The 21,883-nt window shown below is 61.8% G+C and carries 22 protein-coding genes; 8 read left to right on the plus strand and 14 right to left on the minus strand.

What is annotated here, in order from left to right:
- Positions 1-57: 57 nt before the first annotated feature.
- Complete coding sequence (locus tag BC1002_RS20255; RefSeq protein WP_013091854.1) at positions 58-483, minus strand: OsmC family protein; 426 nt, start codon at positions 481-483, stop codon at positions 58-60.
- Positions 484-802: 319 nt separating this feature from the next.
- Here BC1002_RS20255 and BC1002_RS20260 point away from each other — a divergent pair, with 319 nt between their 5' ends.
- On the plus strand, positions 803-1,111 hold the full coding sequence (locus BC1002_RS20260; RefSeq protein ID WP_013091855.1) for a DUF4148 domain-containing protein: 309 nt from the start codon (positions 803-805) through the stop codon (positions 1,109-1,111).
- A gap of 156 nt (positions 1,112-1,267) precedes the next feature.
- On the opposite strand, the gene BC1002_RS20265 is transcribed toward BC1002_RS20260, so the two are convergent.
- Together BC1002_RS20265 and BC1002_RS20270 are read right to left on the minus strand one after the other, a co-directional pair.
- Complete coding sequence (locus BC1002_RS20265) at positions 1,268-1,822, minus strand: carboxymuconolactone decarboxylase family protein (RefSeq protein WP_013091856.1); 555 nt, start codon at positions 1,820-1,822, stop codon at positions 1,268-1,270.
- A 34-nt stretch (positions 1,823-1,856) separates the two neighbouring features.
- Positions 1,857-3,185 (minus strand): aspartate aminotransferase family protein, encoded by a 1,329-nt coding sequence (locus BC1002_RS20270; RefSeq protein ID WP_013091857.1) that lies wholly within the window; start codon positions 3,183-3,185, stop codon positions 1,857-1,859.
- Between BC1002_RS20270 and BC1002_RS37800 the strand changes: the two genes are divergently transcribed.
- Complete coding sequence (locus BC1002_RS37800) at positions 3,168-3,458, plus strand: hypothetical protein (RefSeq protein ID WP_157874717.1); 291 nt, start codon at positions 3,168-3,170, stop codon at positions 3,456-3,458. The two genes, BC1002_RS20270 and BC1002_RS37800, sit on opposite strands and share 18 nt — an antisense overlap.
- A gap of 39 nt (positions 3,459-3,497) precedes the next feature.
- Here the strand turns inward: BC1002_RS37800 and BC1002_RS20275 are convergent, their stop codons facing one another.
- Positions 3,498-4,352: a MurR/RpiR family transcriptional regulator gene (locus BC1002_RS20275; RefSeq protein WP_013091858.1), complete on the minus strand. Its 855-nt coding sequence runs from the start codon at positions 4,350-4,352 to the stop codon at positions 3,498-3,500.
- A gap of 331 nt (positions 4,353-4,683) precedes the next feature.
- On the opposite strand from BC1002_RS20275, the gene BC1002_RS36450 reads away from it, so the two are divergent.
- On the plus strand, positions 4,684-4,974 hold the full coding sequence (locus tag BC1002_RS36450; protein ID WP_157874718.1) for a nitronate monooxygenase: 291 nt from the start codon (positions 4,684-4,686) through the stop codon (positions 4,972-4,974).
- 242 nt (positions 4,975-5,216) lie between these two features.
- On the opposite strand, the gene BC1002_RS37805 is transcribed toward BC1002_RS36450, so the two are convergent.
- From BC1002_RS37805 to BC1002_RS20290, 5 genes are all read right to left on the minus strand, one after another.
- Positions 5,217-5,390 carry a hypothetical protein gene (locus BC1002_RS37805; protein WP_013091859.1) on the minus strand — a complete coding sequence of 58 codons (174 nt, stop codon included), beginning with the start codon at positions 5,388-5,390 and terminating at the stop codon, positions 5,217-5,219.
- Between the two features lie 265 nt (positions 5,391-5,655).
- Positions 5,656-5,850, minus strand: a complete 195-nt coding sequence (locus BC1002_RS39755; protein WP_083788711.1) for an MbcA/ParS/Xre antitoxin family protein — start codon at positions 5,848-5,850, stop codon at positions 5,656-5,658.
- Positions 5,851-6,324: 474 nt separating this feature from the next.
- Positions 6,325-6,756, minus strand: coding sequence for a tautomerase family protein (locus BC1002_RS20280; RefSeq protein ID WP_013091861.1), 432 nt, complete (start codon positions 6,754-6,756; stop codon positions 6,325-6,327).
- A gap of 202 nt (positions 6,757-6,958) precedes the next feature.
- Positions 6,959-7,843: a beta-keto acid cleavage family enzyme gene (locus BC1002_RS20285; RefSeq protein ID WP_013091862.1), complete on the minus strand. Its 885-nt coding sequence runs from the start codon at positions 7,841-7,843 to the stop codon at positions 6,959-6,961.
- Positions 7,844-7,957: 114 nt separating this feature from the next.
- Complete coding sequence (locus tag BC1002_RS20290; RefSeq protein WP_013091863.1) at positions 7,958-9,364, minus strand: NAD-dependent succinate-semialdehyde dehydrogenase; 1,407 nt, start codon at positions 9,362-9,364, stop codon at positions 7,958-7,960.
- Between the two features lie 159 nt (positions 9,365-9,523).
- Here BC1002_RS20290 and BC1002_RS20295 point away from each other — a divergent pair, with 159 nt between their 5' ends.
- From BC1002_RS20295 to BC1002_RS20315, 5 genes are all read left to right on the plus strand, one after another.
- Positions 9,524-9,820 (plus strand): DUF1330 domain-containing protein, encoded by a 297-nt coding sequence (locus tag BC1002_RS20295; protein WP_013091864.1) that lies wholly within the window; start codon positions 9,524-9,526, stop codon positions 9,818-9,820.
- Positions 9,821-10,029: 209 nt separating this feature from the next.
- Positions 10,030-10,842 carry an enoyl-CoA hydratase/isomerase family protein gene (locus tag BC1002_RS20300; RefSeq protein ID WP_238538000.1) on the plus strand — a complete coding sequence of 271 codons (813 nt, stop codon included), beginning with the start codon at positions 10,030-10,032 and terminating at the stop codon, positions 10,840-10,842.
- 1 nt (position 10,843) lies between these two features.
- Complete coding sequence (locus tag BC1002_RS20305; RefSeq protein WP_013091866.1) at positions 10,844-12,130, plus strand: CaiB/BaiF CoA transferase family protein; 1,287 nt, start codon at positions 10,844-10,846, stop codon at positions 12,128-12,130.
- A 54-nt stretch (positions 12,131-12,184) separates the two neighbouring features.
- Positions 12,185-13,549: an MFS transporter gene (locus BC1002_RS20310; RefSeq protein WP_013091867.1), complete on the plus strand. Its 1,365-nt coding sequence runs from the start codon at positions 12,185-12,187 to the stop codon at positions 13,547-13,549.
- Between the two features lie 250 nt (positions 13,550-13,799).
- The gene (locus tag BC1002_RS20315; RefSeq protein WP_157874720.1) at positions 13,800-14,513 is read left to right on the plus strand and encodes a TetR/AcrR family transcriptional regulator; all 714 of its coding nucleotides are present in this window, start codon (positions 13,800-13,802) and stop codon (positions 14,511-14,513) included.
- Between the two features lie 550 nt (positions 14,514-15,063).
- Here BC1002_RS20315 and BC1002_RS20320 read toward each other — a convergent pair.
- From BC1002_RS20320 to BC1002_RS20340, 5 genes are all read right to left on the minus strand, one after another.
- Positions 15,064-16,656: an MDR family MFS transporter gene (locus BC1002_RS20320; protein WP_013091869.1), complete on the minus strand. Its 1,593-nt coding sequence runs from the start codon at positions 16,654-16,656 to the stop codon at positions 15,064-15,066.
- Between the two features lie 856 nt (positions 16,657-17,512).
- Positions 17,513-18,697, minus strand: coding sequence for a thiolase family protein (locus BC1002_RS20325; protein ID WP_013091871.1), 1,185 nt, complete (start codon positions 18,695-18,697; stop codon positions 17,513-17,515).
- 150 nt (positions 18,698-18,847) lie between these two features.
- Positions 18,848-20,533, minus strand: coding sequence for a cation acetate symporter (locus BC1002_RS20330; RefSeq protein WP_013091872.1), 1,686 nt, complete (start codon positions 20,531-20,533; stop codon positions 18,848-18,850).
- A gap of 3 nt (positions 20,534-20,536) precedes the next feature.
- Complete coding sequence (locus BC1002_RS20335) at positions 20,537-20,854, minus strand: DUF485 domain-containing protein (RefSeq protein ID WP_013091873.1); 318 nt, start codon at positions 20,852-20,854, stop codon at positions 20,537-20,539.
- Between the two features lie 49 nt (positions 20,855-20,903).
- On the minus strand, positions 20,904-21,878 hold the full coding sequence (locus BC1002_RS20340; protein ID WP_013091874.1) for an electron transfer flavoprotein subunit alpha/FixB family protein: 975 nt from the start codon (positions 21,876-21,878) through the stop codon (positions 20,904-20,906).
- Between the last annotated feature and the right edge of the window lie 5 nt (positions 21,879-21,883).

Genomic DNA, 21,883 nt, shown 5'->3' on the forward strand with positions numbered 1-21,883 from the left:
CCGGCGGCGGGCATGGCCCTTCGCCGGCTTCGTTGTGCTGACAGTGACAGCCAACGCTTAAGTCTCCAGCTTCGCATCCATCGTAATGGTCGCATTCAGTACCTTCGACACCGGGCAACCGGCCTTCGCGTCCGCGGTCGCCTTGTCGAACGCGGCCTTGTCTCCGCCCGGAATCTTCACGGTGACGTCGAGATGCACCGCGGTGATCGTGAAGCCGCCGCCGTCCTTGTCGAGCGTGACGGTGGCCGTGGTGCCGATCCGCTCTGGCGTGATGTTGGCCTTGCCCAGCTCCGCCGACAATGCCATCGAGAAACACCCCGCATGCGCAGCCGCGATCAGCTCTTCCGGATTCGTGCCGATGCCGTCCGCGAAGCGTGTCGCGAACGAGTATTGGGTGTCCTTCAACACGCCGCTGTCGGTGGAAATCGAGCCCTTGCCGTTCTGCAGGCCGCCTTGCCAGACTGCTGATGCCTTGCGCTTCATTGCTCTCTCCTGTTTGTGCCTTGCCGCGCACGCCGCTCGACCGAAGATGATGCCCGCCGCGGGGGTCCGCCCGGATGTGTCCGCGCCTGGGCATCGGTCGCAGGTGCCGCGCGACTTGCAGGCGCGGGCGTGGACCGGCCTTCATCATAGGCGCTTCCGTGTTCTGGCGCGGGAAAAGCGCCCTTTTCACTATCTCAAAACTCGCAATAATATTTCACCGGAAAGCCGCTTTTTTGCTGACCTCGTAAGAAATAGACTGCGTTCAACGGATCGGAAAACGCGGTTCATACCGGTCCCCACAAATCAATTGGAGGTCGTTATGAAATCGCTTCTTTCCGCAGTTGTCGTCGCATCCGCTCTTATCGTTCCGGCAGTGTCGTTCGCCCAGCAGGCAAACGGTCCAATCACGCGCGCTCAGGTGCGCGCCGAACTCGTCGCCGCGCAAAAAGCGGGCCTTCTGAACCAGAACGACACCACGTATCCGAAGGCCGTGCCCCAGGACTCGACGATCGTCACCGCATCGGCCGAGGGTACGCAGGATGTCGGCGGCGCGAAGGCCAGTTCGTCGGACGCAGGCGCGCCGGCGACGGTGCAGCAACGTCTCTTTTCGACGTATCGTGGTAACTGAAGGTGGTAACTAAGCGGCCTAACTAAGCGCGCTAACTAAGCACGCTGGCAGTTAATGCAGCACGCAGTAAAAGCCCCGGTTGCGAAGTTCGGCAACCGGGGCTTTTTTTGGTTGGCGCGTGCGGCGCCGCTGCGCGGCCGCTCGTCGGTAAAAACGCTATTCGGGAAACGGCAGGCTCTGCTGTCCGACTGCGCGCATGTCGAACACGTTTAGCGTCAACGCGACCAGCGCGTAGTAGCCGAGCAGGCCGACCAGATTGATCACGACCTGATGCCCGAAACGCCCGACCGCCTGGGCATACGTCGCGTCCGACACGCGCTTTGTCTCGTACAGTTCGCTCGCGAAGTCGTAGATCAGCGCGTCGTCGGCATCGGCGAACTCGGGGCGGCCTCCCTGGCGGATCGCCTCGGCGTCCGCAACGCCCACGCCCGCCTGCAGCGCGATCGGATAGTGGATGTACCACTCCGCCTGCGCCTGCCAGCGCGAAGCGGTCACCAGAATCGCGAGTTCCGACAGCCGCAGCGGCAGCCCGGTCTGGTAGCGGCAAAACGCGCCGAGGCGCTGCGCATGCTGCGCGAGTTCCGGGCTATGAATCCAGCCGAGGAACGGCCCGTTCAGGTTGCCGCGCGGGCCGGACAGGATTTCGTCGAGCACCGCCTTCTGCTCGGGCGTGGCGGTGGACATGTCAAAGTGAGGCAAGCGCTCGGTCATCATCGTTCTCGCTAAGGGCAATGGTTTGGACAGCTTAGACGGCGGCGAGCGACGCGCCGATCGCATCGTTGAGACGGCTGACGATTTCGTCTATGTCGCGCTCCGTGCAGATGAACGGCGGTGCGAGCAGCACGTGGTCGCCGCTCTTGCCATCGACGGTCCCGCCCATCGGATACACCATCAGCCCGCGCGCGAACGCTTCGCGCTTGATCGTTGCGTGCAGCTTCAGTTTGGCGTCGAACGGCTCTTTGGTAACGCGATCCTTCACGAGTTCGACGCCGACCAACAAGCCGCGCCCGCGCACATCGCCGATATGCGCATGCTGCGCATAGTGCCCGCGCAGCCGGCCGCGCAACTGCTCGCCACGCGCCTGCACGTTCGCCAGCAGATTGTCTTGCGCGATCACGCGCTGCACTTCGAGCGCGGCCGCGCACGCGGTCGCATGGCCGATATAGGTATGACCATGCTGGAAGAAGCCAGAGCCGCGGACGATCGTCTGATAGATGCGGTCGCTGACCAAGGTCGCGCCGATCGGCTGATACCCCGCGCCAAGGCCCTTGGCGATGGTCAGCATATCGGGCGCCACGCCGTCTTCGTCGCACGCGAACAGGTACCCGGTGCGGCCCATGCCCGACATGATCTCGTCGAGAATCAGCAGCACGCCGTAGCGGTCACACACCGCGCGGATCTTGCGAAAGTATTCGCGCACCGGCGGCACCGCGCCCGCCGTGGCGCCGACCACCGTTTCCGCGACGAATGCCGCGACCGTCTCCGCGCCGAGTTCGAGAATCTTCTGCTCGAGTTCATCGGCCAGCCGCTGCGCGAACGCTTCTTCGGTTTCGTCCGCGCGCTGTTCGCGATACGCGTAGCACGGGCTCACGTGATGCGCTTCGATCAGGATCGGCAGGAACGGCTCGCGACGCCATGCATTGCCGCCGATCGCGAGCGCGCCGAGCGTGTTGCCGTGATAGCTCTGCCGACGCGCGATGAAATGACGCCGCTGCGTCTCGCCCTTCTCGACGAAATACTGACGCGCGAGCTTGAGCGCCGCCTCGATCGCCTCCGAACCGCCCGACACGAAGTACACGTGCTCGAGTCCGGCCGGCGCGCTCGCGACGAGCCGGTCGGCCAGTTCCTCGGCCGGCTCCGTCGTAAAGAACGACGTATGGGCGTACGGCAGCTGTTGCGCTTGCCGCTTGATCGCGTCGATCACGCGCTGGTTGCTGTGGCCGAGGCACGACACGGCGGCGCCGCCCGATGCGTCGATATAGCGCTTGCCCGTGGAGTCGATGATTTCGATGCCGTTGCCCGCGACGGCCACCGGCAAGGGCTGCTTCGGAGAACGATGAAAAACGTTGGTCATGATGTTCAGCTCCTGCTGATGGAGGTGCGGACTGAAGCGCGGGCCGGCTCGGGCGTCGCGCGCGCGATGCAAGTGTCGAACACGCATTGCCGCTGGCGATACGCCTTCATCGACACGCCCGCACTGCCGATGTCGAACGGCGCGGGCGCTAAGGTGTTTTCGTCGTCGGAATCGTGCGGATCGTCGCTGCAACGACGCCACGGGCCGCACCGATATTCAACAATCGGTACGTATTTATACGCCTATGCAACATTTGTTGTCAAACGTTGTTGAACGGCACCAGCGGCAGCGTGGCGTGCGTCACGCAATCGTTCAAGGCACGTATGCGCCCTTCGCGTGCAACGATTGTTCGGCGAGCGCGAGCTGCTCGAGCGCATCCGCGCCTTCGAGCGCGAGCAGATGCGCGACCAGCGCTTCGCCGATCGCGGTGGCGGCCACCAGCGACGGAAAGAACGACGGGCTTTCGTGCGAGAAGATCAGCACCTTGTCGGCGTTCAGTGCGATCGGCGACACAGCGCTGTCGGTGATGGCGATCAGCTTGCTGCCTTTTTCGAGCGCGGCCTCGGCGACACGCGCGGCTTCGACCGAATACGGCGCGAAGCTGATGACGATGGTCGCGCTGTCGCGCTCGATCGTGCGCAGCTGCATTTCGAGCGTGCCGGCCTCGCCGTTGAGCAGCGACACCGACGGACGAAACAGCCGGTAGCCATAGACGAGGCCGAACGCCACCGGGTAACACGAGCGGAAGCCCGCCACGTGCACGTGCGGAGCACGCCGCAACACCCGCGCGGCCTCGACGATCACGCGGCCGTTATGCGCGGCGGTCGTTTCGAGATTGTGCTGCTGCGCGACGAGCAGGTCGTTCGCGAGCGCATCTTTCGATTTGACCATCGAGCGCGCCCGGCTAGTCAGCGGCTCGGGCCGCGTGCGCACGCGCGCGACGAACAGATCGCGCAATTCGTTCCAGCCGGGAAAACCCAGTTGCTGCGACAGCCGCACCAGCGACGCCGGCTGCACCTGGGCGCGCTCGGCCACCTTGCGCATCGACGACACCGCGACCTCATCGGGATGATCGAGCAGGAAGCCCGCTCCCATCTGGAACTGCGGGCTCAGTTCGGGGAAGCGCGCCCGAATCAGGGCGACGAGCTGATCGAAGCTGTCTGGCATGTTGAGGTGGCGCGGCGCCGGGCGTGAGAGATGACAACAAATGTTACCACCGGGTACCAGTGTTTCAACGGCGCGAAGACGCTCTGGTGATTGGCAAACGAAACCTGTTCTGTGGCAAACAAACTTGTTCTCGCGATTCTTCGCCAATAAAACTGTTACTCCTTGAGGGTTTACAGGCAACGCCCGTTCCACGCCAAGCGCGCTTTCACTGATCGATCGAGAGTTCGCCGAGGCAGGAGACGCCCGCGTTGGCTGCGGAATTTATTACGTGGTCGCTGGCGCAGAAGCCGCAGTTGCTTGAACTCGTGCTTGAGCACGCGCCCCTCCGATCATGCTGTCTTTCGGCAGTCCAACGTCATTCGGGCAACAAATCAAGGCGCCCACTACCAAACTGATCTGCCAGGTACAGACATTGGCGATGGCTCGCGAAGCGGTCGCCGCTGGCGCGGACGTGATCGTCGCGCGAGGTGCGGAAGCTGGAGGTCATGGAATTGGACGAGCGACGTTCACGTTAGTACCTGAGATCGCGGACTATCTCTCAGGTGCATCGCCAGATACTATGCTTGTCGCGGCGGGCGGTATCGGTGATCGATATCCTCCATCGAATAGTTCGCGAGGCTGAGGATTTACCAAGACGTTCGGCAACGGCTCCGAGCGGCCTGCCGAGTTAGTACCGTTCGCGATAGCGGGGCCGTTCCACCCCTGAAAGCCGCCGCTTGTACACCGGCTCTGTTGTCCAACCAGGCGGAATACCCAAGACATATGCACACGCATCCCCGTTATGCGCATGGACGTCAAGCCGCACGAGTGGGGTGACGTCTGCATCGCTCATGCGGTCGATAAACACGGTAAAACAAGGCCCGGCTAGTCGAGGAACTGTGTATTTGTCGCTGACATTTCTAATACGCGAAGAGTCTCCTCCAGCGCGTCTAAAGGACGACGATCGTGCGCCTCGGCATTGCCTTCAATATCGCATATGTGCGTCAACTCTTCCATACGGCCACAGAAATCACCATCGTACATCGCAATCTTCAACATGATTGCGGTCCTAAGTTAGAGCTTTCGCACTTCACGGTGCGGATGCCGACTTCCACTTTGCGTCGGATGCGTCTCCCCAGCACGCAGGATCATGACTACCCCTTTGTCCTCGTCGTCATCAGATGGGCAACCGAGGGATTGGCCTGGGCGAGTAGGCCTATCTCCGCGCGATAGCCAAATAGCCGGTGGAGTCTCAACGCAATGGCGCATGCCGGAGGCGCTGGTCCGGTTCTGTCCACGTTACCTCGACATGCCTGCCGCATCGTCATGTACACGGTCCATAACGAAGGTGATTCAGGACTTGCATGACGCGCTGACGCTCATCCTGTGCCAGCAGTTCGAGCGCGCTGGATCCGCCGAACCCGATCGTGCGGCTTATGAGCCAGGAAGCGGCTTCGTCCTGACCGCCGCGCAATCGCCGTGGTTTCCGCCGACCGAACCGTCGAGCAACCATGTCCATCCAACGCAGCGCGCCAGAAATCAGCGCGACCTTCACTCGCTCCGGTCGACAACGCGGCCTTCGTACCTCCAGCCTATCCCACGAATCCAGACAAAGGTGTTCCCAGTCGGGCCGTCGACGAATACATCCAGGAGATCCTTGCCAACCCGGCTGTCCGGAGGACTTTCTTTGGCGAGGGTGTGTGTGACGCGAGATTCGGAGGGCATGAGGATCGAAGGATCGCTGAACGCCCAGCCCCGCCCCGGCCGGTACGTGAGGTGCGATGTACGGCCGGTCACGTGGCGGATTCTTTGGCCCGCTGAGTGGGCCACGCTGGTCAGACAATCGCTACGGTAGCCATGACGAAATCCGGGCCGCCAACGCAGTCTCCGTTTTGGTATCGAGCGATGCCAGGAAGTGACTGCGGTGATTGCTCGGCTTCCCCGCAGTCAGCCGATCTCAACGTCCGGCTAGTCTCGGACGTAAGTGATCGATTCAACCTTCGCTCGGCTCATAGGGCGACGCCCGGTTTTCGAGCTTCCATTTCTTCTCCGCCGCCGTATCTGGCCGAGGTGGCCGAATGCCGTCGATCAGCCAAAGTTGCTGCGGCGTTTCGCCGACATGCAGTTCGTAGTGGTAGCCGCGATCCTGGACAAATGGCGCAATTGCAGCGTTCGCCTTGCGCAACCACGACGCGGTCCACTCGACGTCGTCGGCAATGTGTCTGGCGAAATGGTCCAGTCTGATTCTGACAAAGTCACCCCGGGACTCTCCCCCCATGAAGAAGGAGTCTTTTGGCTGTTCATGAAACAGAACGCCTACGTAGAAGCGAGGAATGATGTAGATATCGACGATCCGCTTCGCCATCTCCTGCTTGTCTTCTGCCGTGTAGGCGCCGACGGGGTGATAGATATTCCACAAAGGCATGTTTGTCTCCATTCAACAGATGCCGCGTTCCTTATGTCAGAGCATCCAGTTCTCTTGATGAATCAGACATGAGTGAGGCGGCGGTAGAGGTAGCCCAAGGATTGGGCGACCGATTAAAACCAATGCTTTGCAACGCAGCAGTTCTGGGACATCAACTGCGACTCATCGGATAGAAACGCGCGGTTACATCGTCGCGTCCTTTCTATTGGCGACGGGAGAGCCCGAGTATGCTGCGAGCCTCGTCCGGCGTCGCCACGTCAGCGCCGATGCTTTTGATGATACTGACCGCACGTTTGACCAGCGCTGCGTTGCCAGGCGCCAGTTCGCCTTTGGCAAGATAAAGGTTGTCCTCGAGGCCGACGCGGACGTGACCACCGAGAATCACGCTTTGCGCCACGATCGGAAATTGGGCGCGCGAGATGCCGAATGCCGACCACCTGGCGTTCTCTGGCAGGTAGCGTTTCATCTGAAGAAGGCTTTCGGTATCGGCGGATGCTCCCCATGGCACGCCCAGGCATAACTGGAACAAGGGAGCCTTCAGAATGCCCTGGGTCTCGATCAGGTGACGCGCCAAACGCACGTGCCCCAGATCAAATACCTCGATTTCCGGCTTCACGCCTGCTTCCTCAATCAAAGTTGCCATCCTGATCAAATGGTCGGGCACGTTCACGAAAGCGCGATTGCCGAAGTTCATGGTCGCGACGTCCAGAGTGCAGATGTCCGGACGCAACTCGAGCACATGCCTGACACGGGCCTCCGGCGTCATCATCGTACTGAGTTCACTTCCCCGGTTCGGGTCATCGTCGCTGGGAACGAATCGCGCACCAGGGCCCGTCGTCAGATTGATCAGAATCGGGCATCCGCTCCCGCGGATACGCGAAACGACTTCCTTGTAGAGCGACAACTCGGCGCTCGGAGCGCCAGTCTCGGGATCCCGTACGTGAATGTGGGCGATGCTCGCACCAGCTTCATACGCAGCGATGGCCTCATTGGCAATCTGCTCGGGCGTAACCGGCACCGCAGGGTTCAGCCGCGGTGTATCGTCACTTCCGGTAAGTGCACAACTGATAATCGTCTTGCTTGTCATGGTGTTCGTTCAAAAGAAATGGAATGGAACGCCACATTCCCACGCCTCGTCATATGACCGGCATCAGGCACCCGTCGACGGACGCGGCAATGAGCGCAGTGCGCCGCGGTATCTTCAGGCCGCCCGCGCCGGGACGGACGGTGCCGCACCCACGGGGGCGACCCTGATCAGTTTCTTGTTGACGAATTCGTCGAAGCCCAACTGAGATAGCTCCCGGCCAAAACCTGAACGTTTGACACCACCGAACGGCAGTTCCGCCGCCGTGCCGAACGGCTGATTGATGAACACCATGCCGCTGTCGATCTGCGCGGCGACCCGCTCGCCGCGCTCGGTATCCGCGGTGAACACCGACGCGCCGAGACCGTACGGCGTGCCATTGGCGAGCGCAATTGCGGCGGCTTCGTCCTCGACGACGTGGAAGGCGGCGACCGGGCCGAACAACTCTTCGGCGAACACGGGATTCTGTGGCGATATTTCGGTCAAGACGGTCGGCTGCAAATAGAAGCCCGGGCGCTCGACGCGCTTTCCGCCACACACGATGTGTGCACCGTGCGATGTCGCGCGATCGATCTGCTCAAGCAGCAGATTCAATGCGCGCTCGGACGAAAGCGGCGCGACTGCGGTGGCCGGATCGGCTGGATCGCCCGTCGAGAGCCCTGCCATCTGTCTTGCAAAGCCTTCGAGGAAAGCGTCGCCGCGCGCCTTCCCGACCACGATGATTCGCTTGGAACCTACGCAGCATTGACCCGCATTGAGCATCCGCCCCGCGACCGCGCTTTGGATCGCCCATTCAAGCGGCGCATCCTCCAGCACGATGAACGGATCGCTGCCACCCAGTTCGAGCACGACCTTCTTCAGACTGCGGCCGGCACGCTCGGCGACGGCGGCGCCGGCGCGCTCGCTGCCCGTCAGTGTCACGCCCTGGACGCGCGGATCGTCGATGACACGGCTGGCCTGGTCAATCGAGATGAACAGATTCGTATAGACGCCTACAGGCGCGCCTGCTTCCTCGAACAACCGCGCAAAGGCCAATGCGGACTGCGGCACGCTCTCCGCATGCTTGAGCAGCAGGACGTTGCCGACCATCAGTTGCGGGCCGGCTACCCGCGCGATCTGGTAGTACGGAAAATTCCACGGCTCAATCCCGAAAAGCACGCCGATTGGCTCGATGTGCACGGTTGCGCCAGGCGCTTCCGCGAGCGGGCGGGGTTGAAGATAGGCGTTCGCATGCTTTGCGTAGTAGTCGAGGATGTTTGCCGACAATTCCACCTCCTTGCGCGCTTCGCCGCTGCGTTTTCCCATTTCCAACGTCAGATAGCTCGCGTATTCGTCGGCCTTCCCGCGCAACAGCGCCGCCGCGCGCGACACGATGCGCGCCCGATCGCTGACGGGACGATGGCGCCAGTCAGTTTCAAAAGCGCGCTGCGCGGCATCGAGCTTCGTTTCAAGCACCTCGTCGGATATGTCGTCGTAGGTGGCAAGCAGTTCGCCGGTTGCAGGATTGGTAGTCGTGTACGGCATGAAGTTCTCCGCGAAAAGGTTGGCATCGAGTCATTGCGTTGGCATATGCTAACACCGTTAACACGCATCCGCGCCAGCTATTTTTCGCCAGGAAAAACCCTCATTGATATTGATGTTTGTGGCGTTAACATTGGTACGTACCTTCAACCGGAGAGCGAAATGGCAAAAGGATATTGGGTGGCAGCTTATCGAGCGGTCCATGACGCAAGCAAACTCGCGGCGTATGGTGTCCTCGCGACACAGGTGGTGAAAGCGGCGGGTGGGAAATTTCTGGTGCGAGGCGGCGAAGTCGTTGCATTTCAAGCCGGCCTCAAAGAACGCACCGTGGTGGTCGAATTCCCGAGCTTCGAGCAGGCTCTCGCCACGTTTCAGAGTGAGGCTTATCAGGAAGCGCTGGCGGTATTGGGAGACGGCGCCGAAAGAGATGCACGCGTAGTCGCCGGTCTCGAAGATTGAGACGTTCCGAAGCAACCGCTAAGGCGATTGTGGGTCGCCATAGTACGTAGATCGCGTCACATATCGCGTGTCGTGTCGCGCCGTAGCATGATCATTGCCACTACGACACACAAAATATTCTCTTCGGTTGTTCCCCCTTTTCAACCAGAAAATGCTCGCATCAATATCTTTATCCGCATGTTATGCGCGTTAACATAACATATGTAGATGTGGAAATATCCGAATCTGACGAAATGGAGCAAAGAATGGACGAAGCACTTGTTCAGAGAGAAATCAAAGGCCCCGTGACGGTCCTTACAATGAACCGTCGCCCGCACAACTTGATGGGACCGACGCTGTATCGCGCCCTGCTCGATGAATTCGATCAGGCAGTGAAATGCGGCTCGCGCGCGATCCTGCTGCGCAGTGGTCTGCGGCACTTCTCAGCCGGCGCTGAAGTGGCGCTTTTTCCCGATCGCATTGCCACGCAAGGCAAAGCGCTGATGGATCCGCTCGAGGTGCTGCGTGGCTTCGAGACACTACCGATCCCGATTGTTGTCGCGGTGAACGGAACATGCCTGGGCGGTGGATTCGAAGTGGCGCTCGCCTGTGACTTCAGCGTCGTCGCCGAATCGGCCAAGATCGGCTCGGTTGAGGTCGCACTCGGTTTGCACCCGCTGCTCGGCGGCATCCAGCGTCAGGTGACGCGAGCCGGTCCGGCTCGCGCGAAAGAACTCGCGTTGCTCGGTCGCCGGTATGACGCGGCCACGCTCGAACGCTGGGGCCTGATCAATCTCGTTGTGCCCGACGACAAGCTCGACGAAGTGGCGCTGTCGATTGCGCAGGAACTGGCCGCCGGCCCGACCGTCGCGCATGCCGCCACCAAGCAACTCGTGCGTGTTGCGGTCAATGAGGGGGTTGCCGCCGCCGACGAAGCGATGTTCGAGTTGCAAAAGCCGATCTGGGCATCGCAGGATCTTAAACGCGGACTGGCGGCCTTCGATAAGACTGGCCCCGGCACCGCCATTTTCGAAGGGAATTGACATGACCGGACCGCTCGAAGGACTCAAGGTCGTCGATTTTTCCCGCGTGCTGGCCGGCCCGCTGTGTGCGCGGACGCTAGCCGATCTTGGTGCCGATGTGATCAAGATTGAGCCACCGCGACCCGACGTGTCGCGCGCCGCGTTTCCGAATCGCGACGGCATGTCCGGCTACTACGCTCAGCAAAATAGCGGCAAGCGCAACATCAGCATCGATCTGAACGCACCGGGCGCACGCGATTTCGTGCTACGCCTGTGCGACGAAGCCGACATCATCGTCGAGAATTTCCGGGCTGGCACGCTCAAGGGTTTTGGACTCGACTACGCGACACTCGCGCAGCGCAATCCCAAGCTGGTCTACGTTTCGATCACGGGCTACGGCCAACACGGTCCATGGGCGTCGCGCATGGCCTATGCGCCGACCGTGCAAGCCGAAACGGGATTCACGCACAACACACTGCGACATTTCGATAACGCCAGCGACGGCCGTAAATGGACCGATCCCCTGTCGCACGCGGATGTCTATGCGGGCCTGCAAGCGACCATCGCCGTGCTCGCGGCAGTGCGCAAGCGTGAGGTCACCGGACGCGGCCAATACATCGACGTCGCGATGGCGGCCGTGATGCTGTCGATCAACGAGCGCGCTCACCTCGATCTCGCGGGTGTCGATACGGGCGCCGAGCCGGGCATCCTCGGTGCCGCCGACGGACCTCATTTCGTCGGCCCCGGTGGCGAAGAGTTTGTGGCGGCGCAAAGCATCGTCGGCAGCAACACGTTTCCGAATTACCTGAAGGCGATGCGTCGTATGGACCTGGCGCACGATCCGCGTTTCTGCACCGCTGAGCGTCGCCTGCAGAACTACAAGGCACTGCACGCAGTGATCCAGACCTGGATGCGGTCATTCCGCGATCTCAAGACGCTCGATGCGCAACTCGACGAAGCCAAGATCGCGATTGGCCAGATTCGCACGCTGAAGGAATTGGCCGAGACCGATTGGGCCAAGCAATGGGGTGCGGTCCACGAGATTTCGGATCGCCGCGGCGGCTCATATCTGATACATGGCTATCCATGGCACTTTTCCGACGACGAGCTTGGAATGCGCAGCGCGCCCGCATTTCGCGGCGAGCACAACGAGCAGGTTTTCCGCGAAGCGGGCCTCGCGGATGCCGAAATCCGCAATGCAATCGATAGCGGCATTCTGGTCGGTGGGCCGCCGCCATCAACGAAGAAGATCGGCACTTCCGATGTTGCGCAAGCGCGCGAATCGCAGAAAGTGACGGACGATCTTTGATCGCCACGGTACGCCTCGTATTCCCGGTATCAATACATCACGTCGGAGGAGTGGATGGAAGTGGTGAAACAAGCCTGCGTAGAGGCGTCATCGTCGGATGACAACGCCCTCCTTCGGAAAGCCTACGCTTCGGCGCAATGGAGGATACTGCCGATACTGTTCGGCTTATGGATGCTGGCGTGGGTCGGCCGCTCGAACGTTGCTTTCGCGAAGTTGCAAATGGTCGGGGATCTGCGATTCAGCGAGACAGTCTATGGACTGGGCGCCGGCCTCTTCTTCGTCGGCTACGTGCTGTTCGGCGTCCCTACCACGATGCTGCAAAAGAAGTTCGGCGCGCGTGCCGTGCTTGCTGGTATCGCCGGCGCGTGGGGACTGACCAGTGTCGCGATGACGTTCGTCAATAACGCGCCGACGTTCTACACATTGCGGTTCCTGCTCGGTGTGTTCGAGGCCGGATTCTACCCGGGTGCCGTGTTGTACTTCAATGCGTGGTTCCCGGGAAAAAGACGCACGCGCAACTTCAGCATCTTCCATTCAGGATCGCTCTTCTCGACGGTCACGATCGGCCTAACGGGGGGCTTCGTGCTCGAGCACATGAACGGACTTGCCGGCTTTCAAGGCTGGCGATGGATGTTCTTCGCTCAGGCCATCCCTACGGTCGTGTTGGCATGCGTTGCGTTCATGATACTTCCGGATCTGCCTCGCCGCGCCAGGTGGCTTTCCGCGCGCCAGCGTACGCTCGTCGAGGACGATCTCCGAAATAGCGCCGAAACGATGAACGATGCCCACGACGAGCACCGGGCTCTTTTCCTCAACCCCGCCGTCTGGATCCTGAGCGCGGCCTACTTCTCCCTCCTCGCCGCGACGGCCGCACTGTTTTTCTACTCCCCGACGATACTTCGCGAGGCGGGATTCGGCGGATACAAAGAGATCGGCCGTGCGGTCGCGGGTGCCTGCATCTTGGGGGCATTGGGCAATGTGCTTATCTGTAGCATCGGGGGCAGTGCGCAGCGTCGGCGGCTGTTCTGTGCGCTGGCGTCGCTTTTTACCGCGGTGAGCCTTTCGGCGCTCGTCTTCGTATGGCACAGCAGCACTATCGCGACATTTTTCCTCCTTGCACTGGGCTTCGCGGGAACGGGAGCAGGTATAACGCTCTTCTGGCAAATGACTGTCGGCCTCCTCAGCGGTAAGTCATTAGTGGTCGGCGTGCCGTTGATCAGTTCCGTCGCCAACGTCGCAGGCTTCGCTACGCCTTTTCTTATCGGATATGTCCGCGACGCGACTGGAACTTACGCGAGCGGGTTCATAATGATTGCGTGTGTCCAGGCAATGGGCGTAGCGGTTCTTCTTTTTGGCGTGCAACACATTATCAGGAGCCGATCGCCCGTTGACGACGTATCGGTTCGATGCTCAACTTGAGCAGTCGACGCCGACGGGGCGCGCCGGGTAGTCACGGCAAGCGCCCGCGTTGCGCGTTGAAAGGCGTAGTCGGCGCTGTGCGCTCGGGGCAGATGGGCATGCGGTGTAGCCTGACATCCAGCCACGCCACCAAGCCGCCAGAATGCGCGCAGTGACGCTCGCTTGTTTAGCGCCCCATCCGCGATATTGCTTGCCTCTTTGCGCAGAATTTATAATCGATTCCTTGTTTTGCTCCACCAACGAAGGCCACGTGAGTCCCAAGTCATCTATCACAAAGAACGCGGATTACCACCATGGCAATCTGCGCAACGCGCTAATCGAAGCGGGGCGCAACGCGCTCAAGGATGTGTCCGCGCAAGATTTGAGTCTGCGCTACCTCGCGCGAATGGTGGGCGTATCAGAAGCAGCGCCCTCGCGACATTTTGCCGGTATCGACGAACTTCTGGCCACGATCGCGGCGAGTGGATATCGCGACCTCGCTGCGTTGCGCGTTGCGATCCGTGACAGCGACGACACGGCACTTGCCAAAGCGTACCGGATGATGCGGGTGTATGTTGAGTTCGCGCAACGCCACAATGGACTGTTCGGTCTGATGATCGGACCTCGCATCGTCGCGCATCAGGCGTATCCAGAACTCACCGAGGAAAGTAACAGGTCTTTTGGGTTGTTTTCCGAGACGATTGAGGCACTGGCTATCGAGAGTGGCTGGACCCCTGCCGATCTCAAGTTAGTGACTCATGCCGCGTGGAGCATGGAACATGGTCTCGCCACGCTGATCCTGGCAAACCGCGCACCGAGGGCGGACACCAAGGTCACAATACCTAAGTTGATCGATTTCGTCTTGATGACGTTGCTAAGCGCGATCACGGCCGGCCCGGATCATCTCCAGCACGTGATTCAGCAGTGCATGCTCTCCGAGAAGCCCGTGGTGACACGCACAGCGCGCAAGCGCGCCAAAGCGTAGCCGTCGTCGCTGCCGAATGTGAGCGCCGCAGCAGCATACTGCTCTGGAGGTGTACGACATCGTGATCAACGAGGGGCGCTGCGGAGTTCAGTCTAGCGGTCCTGCAGCCTAGCGCGCTCATGCACGCGCCACTCCGCGCGAACCTGTGTGCGTTGGGTATTGAGGGTACTCAGGCACGGTCGCTCAAAGACGGTAGCCGACGCCCAGAAAGACGATCGACGGGTTCGCGGTAATACCGTCGTGTTGGACAACACCGTGCGACCGTCGGCGACCACGAAACTGACTGTTGCATTCGTCTTCATTGGCAAATAGGTGACCTACGCCATCGCGTATTAGTTCTTGCTGATGGTTGTACGGGGCGCCTACGTCGAACGCGGGATTCCAGGACGACCTGACCCGAAGCCTTGAGTTGGCCGCCCGGACCGGCGATCTGCCGCAACGCGCCGCTGAACGTCGAGTTGAGACACTCTGTCTTGTCCGAGCTACCACGGAATGTCGCGAACCATCGTACGACCTCGCAGGTAGCCCCCGACACCAGGCTAACCCATCGTCATCCATTTTGTGGCTGCGTCTCGAGATAGCCGACCCGCACCGGCGGCACGAACCACGCGAGACACAGGCCGACTATCGCGGCTACTGCAGCCACGATGAGGCCCGTGTGGATCGAATCCACGAGCGCGCTGCGCGCCGAGTTCATTATCGCATCGCCGGCGTGGCCGGCGCTCACGAGGCGATTGATCAGCGCGGCCTGCTCGGCGCGGTCCACGAGCAGTTCGGGACTTGCAAACGACTTGAACCACTGCGCCGCCTGGTACGAATCCAGCGAGCGATTCACGCCCATCGTATAAAGGTGCCCAAGCAGCGCGCCTGTCATCACAGTGCCAAGCATGCCGCCGAATGTGCGCAGCGACTGCAGCAATGCGGTGGCGGCGCCGAGATGGTCCCGCGAGACGATCTGCTGCGAGCAGACCGTGAGGCTCGTGCCCACGAGGCCCAACCCCAGGCCGCTCGCTCCCATGCACGCCATCCACACGAGGTACGGCTCGTGGCCTCGCAGCACGACCACCGCGAGGCTAGCAAAAGCGGACAACGCGAAGCCGACGTAGAGGATCGCGTTGGCGCGCCGGATGCGCGTAACCACGCGGTTATTGACGAAGCTTCCGACCGTCGTGCCGAGCAGGAGCGGTGTGATCAGCATGCCCGAGGCACGCGGAGACATCGCATAGCCCCCCTGGAACAGCAGCGGTACGTAGAAAACGAGGGAGAACAACGCGAACCCGCCGAGCATTGACATCGCAAAAAGCGCACCGAGCTTGCGGTCGAGCAGCATGTCCACGGGGATGATCGGATAGCCCATGCGCTTTTCCCAGAAGAAAAGCGTCAGCGAACAGACCAGCACGATCACAGCCAGTATGATCGTAGAAGCAGTCCATCCTTGCCTCGGCACGAGCTCGATCGCTAGCTGCAGCGCGCCGAACGTCACAGCGACGACGAATGCGCCGAGCCAGTCGAGACGCAGCCGCGCGCCGTCGCGGCCACGGCGCAAGTGCGGAAGGAACGCATGCACCAGGAAGAGCGCCACCACACCCACCGGCACGTTGACGAAAAACACGAGCCGCCAGCTTCCGTGCTGGGTCAGCATGCCCCCGAGCATTGGCCCGACGATGTTCGCAAGACCAAACGCCGAGGTCACGAACACCAGCCAACGCAGGCGCAGCCTCGGATCGGGGAACAGGTCGGCGACGGTCGCGAACACCGTCCCCAGCATGATGCCGCCACCGATGCCTTGAAGGCCGCGTGCGAGCACGAGAAACAGCATGTTGGTCGCCATCCCGCAGAGCACCGATGCGAGGGTGAAGACAAGGATGGCGGACAGCATGAAGGGCTTGCGACCGAACAGATCGCCCAGACGCCCGAAGATCGGAATTGTGATGACCGACGTAAGCATGTAGGCGGTCGCGACCCATGCATAGAGTTCGAAACCCTTGAGCTCCGCGACTATGCGCGGCATCGCGGTGCCAACGATGGTCTGGTCGAGCGCGATCAGCATCGAAACCGACGCGACGCCGAGCATCGCCAGTATCGACTCGCGAAATGGCAGCAGTTGCCGTCGTTTATCGTGAAGTTCGATGCCAGTGGCCATGAAGCGCTCCTCGCCGCTGAGAAGCGGCTGATCTGCTGCGCGGCGCCCGGCTTCGGTGAACCGGTCGGCCTTCGTGTGCAACCTTCTTGCGTTGTGCAGTGATGGTACGCCCGCAAACGCGAACGTGACGGCTGAATCGCGGGTGTTCGTGTGCACTGCCGCGGCGCACTTCAAAGAGATCCTGGCCAGTGATCTCTATACGCTCTCCGTTAGATGGAGGCATCTTGCGTTCCGCAACTCCCGCTAGCCTTGGCCTTGCCAACCGAAACGAGAGCAGCAACTGCTTCTGGCTGTCGTCTGCCGCTCCGAGGCATACGGCTTCGAACCAGTCAACACTGTGGCGCGACGACGGGGGCTGTCAGATTAATGTATGACGAATCCATGGCGTTCGCTCTCCAGACGAGTGGTAGACGACTCCGACTGTCCCACACCCGCCTTCATGGCCAGGCACTCGGCCGACACCAATGCGCTAGTGCGTGCATGTGCCGACCTGGTCGAGCATGGCACGCGCGTTTTCCGAGGTTTCGATCCGACGTCGTGCATGGAGACTTCGAAGCACGGCACGCGCTCGTCCCCGACGCGGTAGGCCGGCCTAACCATCGAATGATTGCAACCCCGGCTCGTAGCCGACGGCGACTCCGACGCCTATTTCCCGGGACCGAAGCGGTTCGTGGCCTTCAAAGGCTGTGGCAGGTCGAACACCGCATGTCGGCACGCATCGCGGCAGACAAGCTGCAACTGTCGTGGTCGCCCCAGCAGATCGCCGGATTGCTCAGGCGCGCGTAGCGGCAACGGGGATTGCCTCGTGTCGCACGAGATATTTGACTCGCCGCTTCCGCGCAACCTGAGAGCGCCGTTACAGCATCTCCAACGCGAGCGCGATACCTTGCCCGCCACCGATACACAGCGTGACGATGCCGCGCTTCAAGCCATCACGGCGCATTGAATGGACGAGACGCGTAGTCAGGACCGCGCCGGTTGCGCCGATCGGATGACCGTGCGCAATCGCGCCGCCTTCGACATTGACGATGTCCTGCGGGAGTCCAAGCTGCCTGGCAACCGCGAGCGGCACAGCAGCGAATGCCTCATTGATCTCGACGCGTTCGACGTCGCCGAGCTTCCAGCCCGCTCGCTCCAACGCGATATGCACCGCCGGCACGGGACCGAGGCCGAACATACCGGGCTCGACTGCGGCAATACCGAAAGCGGCGAGACGCGCACTCGCTTCAATGCCCCTCGCGTCGGCATAACCACGCTCGGCCACGATCATTGCCGCCGCACCGCTGTTCAGGCCGGGCGCATTGCCCGCGGTGATCGTGCCATCGGGACGGAACGCGGGACGCAGCTTTGCCAGCGTTTCCACGGTCGTCTCCGGACGCGGCTGCTCGTCGCGCGTGAACTGAACGCTCCCCTTACGCCCTTCTATTTCGACGGCGACGAGTTCCGCATCGAATGCGCCGCGTTCCTGCGCGGCCGCGAAACGCTGCTGTGAACGCGCCGCCCACTCATCCTGGGCGCGCCGCGTCAGGTCCGTCTTCGTCACGAGATCTTCCGTGTGCCAGCCCGAGTGCTCACCCGAGAATGCATCCACGAGACCGTCGCGCAGCATGCTGTCGTGCACTTGCGCATTACCCATGCGAGTGCCCCATCGAGCGGTGTCCAGCAGATACGGCGCGCGCTCCATGCTTTCCATGCCACCGGCAACCGCCACGTCGCCGTAGCCAAGCGCGATTTCCTGAGCCGCCGAGACGATCGCCTGCGCGCCCGAGCCGCAGACGCGGTTGACGGTCAGTGCGGGTACCGAGACTGGTACGCCCCCGCCGATGGCGGCCTGCCGCGCCGGATTCATCCTGTTGCCGGCCTGGACGACATTGCCCATCACGACGGACGACAGCGCTTTCGGATCGAGCGCGGCGCGCCGCAACGTTTCCCTCACGGCCAGCGCGCCGAGCGCGGTCGCGGGGACGTCCTTCAACGATCCGCCGAATGCGCCAATTGGTGTACGAACGGCGTGGGCAATGACAACTTCGCGGGTGTTCATCGCTATTCCTTTGAATGAAGTGCTGCACGGGGCATGCCTCCTTCGGAGGCAAGTGGAGTGTCTGTAGTTGCATTTCGAGGCGAGCCCGCCGGCTCCTCCGCCGATGAGAACGTCGGCGTGCTTTGTCGATTCACGAGCACCGATTCACGATCAATGATCGACCGGCTTGATGGGCAAGAGACCCGTTTGGCCATAAAACTCCTGCATGGCAAAGGCTTCGCGCTCCCGCTGGGCGCCGACGCCGCGATCCAGCATCGAGAAGGTCCAGATGCCCGCGAACGCCAGCGGCACCGAAATCAACGCAGGGTTGTCGAGCGGTACGAGCGCGTGCGCCTGATGCAGCACGTCGACCCATACCGGCCTGGAGAACAGCGTCAGCAATACCGCCGACACGAGGCCGAGGCCGCCCCCCACGACAGCGCCGCGAGTCGTCATGCCGCGCCAGAAAATCGACGATACCAGCACCGGAAAATTCGCGCTTGCCGCCACCGCCGCGACCAGACCGACGAGAAACGCCACGTTGACATGCTCGAACAGAACGCCGAATCCAATCGCGACGACGCTCAGCATCAACGTCGCCGCGCGGGATATGCGCATCTCGCGCGCTTCGTCGCCGTTGCCGCGCGCGAGCCAGCACGCGTAGAGATCGTGCGAAACCGTAGTCGCACCTGAAAGCGTGAGCCCGGCGACGACCGCGAGAATCGTCGCGAACGTCACGGCGGCAATGAAGCCGTAGAACAGATTGCCGCCCAAAGCACGCGCCAGATTGACCGCGACCATGTTCGAACCGCCGAGCAGATCGCGCGTGAGATCGAAGTGGCCATCGACAGCGGCCTTGAAGAACTCCGGATGTTGGGCGAGCAAAGCAATCGCCGAGAAGCCGATCACGAATGTCAGCAAATAGAAGTACCCGATGAACCCGGTCGCGACGAATACGGACTTGCGCGCCTCTTTCGCGTCGGGAACGGTGAAAAAGCGCATCAGGATATGCGGGAAACCGGCCGTGCCGAACATCAGCGCGATGCCGAGGGAAAGCGCATTGAACGGGTCCTTCAGCAGTTTGCCGGGCGCCATGATGCTGAGCGCCGCGGGATGAACGTCGACGGCGCGCCGGAACATCTGATCGGGACTGAAGCCGAATTGCGCGAGCGCGGCAATGGCCATCAACGTCGCGCCGCACAACAGCAGCACGGCCTTGATGATCTGCACCCACGTCGTCGCCGTCATGCCGCCGAAGAACACGTAGATGACCATCAGCACGCCGACGATCACTTCGGCCATCCAGTACGGCAAGCCGAACAGCAACTGGATGAGCTTTCCCGCGCCGACCATCTGCACGACGAGATAGAAGATCACGACGACGAGCGACGTGCTGGCGGTCAGCAGACGAATCGGCGCCTGCTCGAAACGATAGGCGACCACGTCGACGAACGTGAACTTGCCGAGATTGCGCAAGGGCTCGGCGAGCAGGAACATCACGAATGGCCAGCCGACGAGAAAGCCAATCGAATAGATCAGACCGTCGAAGCCGAACATGAAGACCATGCCGGAGAGACCGAGGAACGAGGCCGCGGACATGTAGTCGCCCGCAATCGCAAGTCCGTTCTGGAAGCCGCTTAGGCCGCCGCCAGCGCTGTAGAAGTCTTTCGTGGTGCGCGTTCTGCGCGCTGCCCAGCGCGTGATGCCGAGCGTGACGAGCACGAACAGCACAAAGGTGGCGATCGCGACGGGGTTCAGGTCGACATGGTCCCGCACCGAAACTTCGATGGAAGACGCTCGAGCGAGCGCGGACAGCGACGCAAGGCTCGCGGCGAGGATGAGGCGAACGGTTTTCATCGCTCAGTCTCCTTGCCGGAAGTCGGCGAGCAGCGCGCTCATCGACGGATCGAACCTGCGGTTTGCGCGCAGCACGTAGCAGCCGGTCATCGCGATCGCAATCAGGATGATGCCGACGCCCGCGACGATCCCAACGCTCGTCGTGGCGCCTGCATAGAGCGGACGCGCTAGCAGATGCGGCGCGAGCGCGACGAACAGGATGAAGCCGTAGTACGTGACGATCATCAACGCAGTCAGCGTGAAGCTGAAGCGCCGCCGCTGCGCGACGAGCCGACGATACGCGGGGTTCGCCGTCGTTCGATCGATGTGAACTTGCTGCATGGGACTGTCTCCTTCATGTCTTTGAATGACGTCGTTTGACGTTGGCTGCTCAGCCCAGCTCTTTCGTCAACTCCGGAACGACCGCGAACAGATCGCCGACGAGGCCGTAATCCGCGACGCTGAAGATCGGCGCTTCTTCGTCCTTGTTGATCGCGACGATGACTTTCGAGTCCTTCATGCCGGCCAGGTGCTGGATCGCGCCAGAAATGCCGACCGCGACGTACAGTTGCGGCGCGACGATCTTGCCGGTCTGGCCGACCTGGTAGTCGTTCGGCACATAACCGGCATCGACGGCCGCGCGCGATGCGCCCAGCGCCGCGCCGAGCTTGTCGGCGAGCGGTTCGAGCGTCCGCGTGTAGTTCTCGCCGTTGCCGAGCCCCCGGCCGCCCGACACGATGATGTTCGCGCTCGTCAGCTCCGGGCGATCCAGCTTCGTCACTTCGCGACTCACCAACTGCGAGATGCCGGCGTCGGCTGCGGCTTCGATCTTCTCGATCGCTGCGCTGCCGCCTTCGGCTGCGACGGCGTCGAAGCCGGTCGAACGTACCGTGATGACCTTGATCGCATCTTGCGATTGAACCGTCGCGATCGCGTTGCCCGCGTAGATCGGACGCTCGAACGTGTCGGCGCTATCCACTGCGGTGATGTCGCTGATCTGCGCGACGTCGAGCTTCGCGGCGATACGCGGCGCGACGTTCTTGCCGTACGCGGTAGCCGGCGCGAGGATGTGCGTGTAGTTCTTCGCCGCATCTTGCACAAGCGTCAGCACCGTCGCTTCGACGTTTTCCGCGAGACCCGCTTCGAGTTGCGGCGCGTCGGCCAGCAGTACCTTGGCGACGCCGGCGATCTTCGCTGCCGCATCGGCCGCGGCCTGCACGTGGCAACCCGCGACCAGCACATGGATGTCGCCGCCGATCTTCGCGGCAGCGGCAACCGTATTCAGCGTGGCTGACTTGAGCGACGCGTTGCCCCCCAAGGGGGCTTCCTTCGGGCCATCGTGCTCTGCAATCACCAGAATCGTCATTTTTC

The sequence above is a fragment of the Paraburkholderia atlantica genome (assembly GCF_000092885.1).
Lineage (GTDB): Bacteria > Pseudomonadota > Gammaproteobacteria > Burkholderiales > Burkholderiaceae > Paraburkholderia > Paraburkholderia atlantica.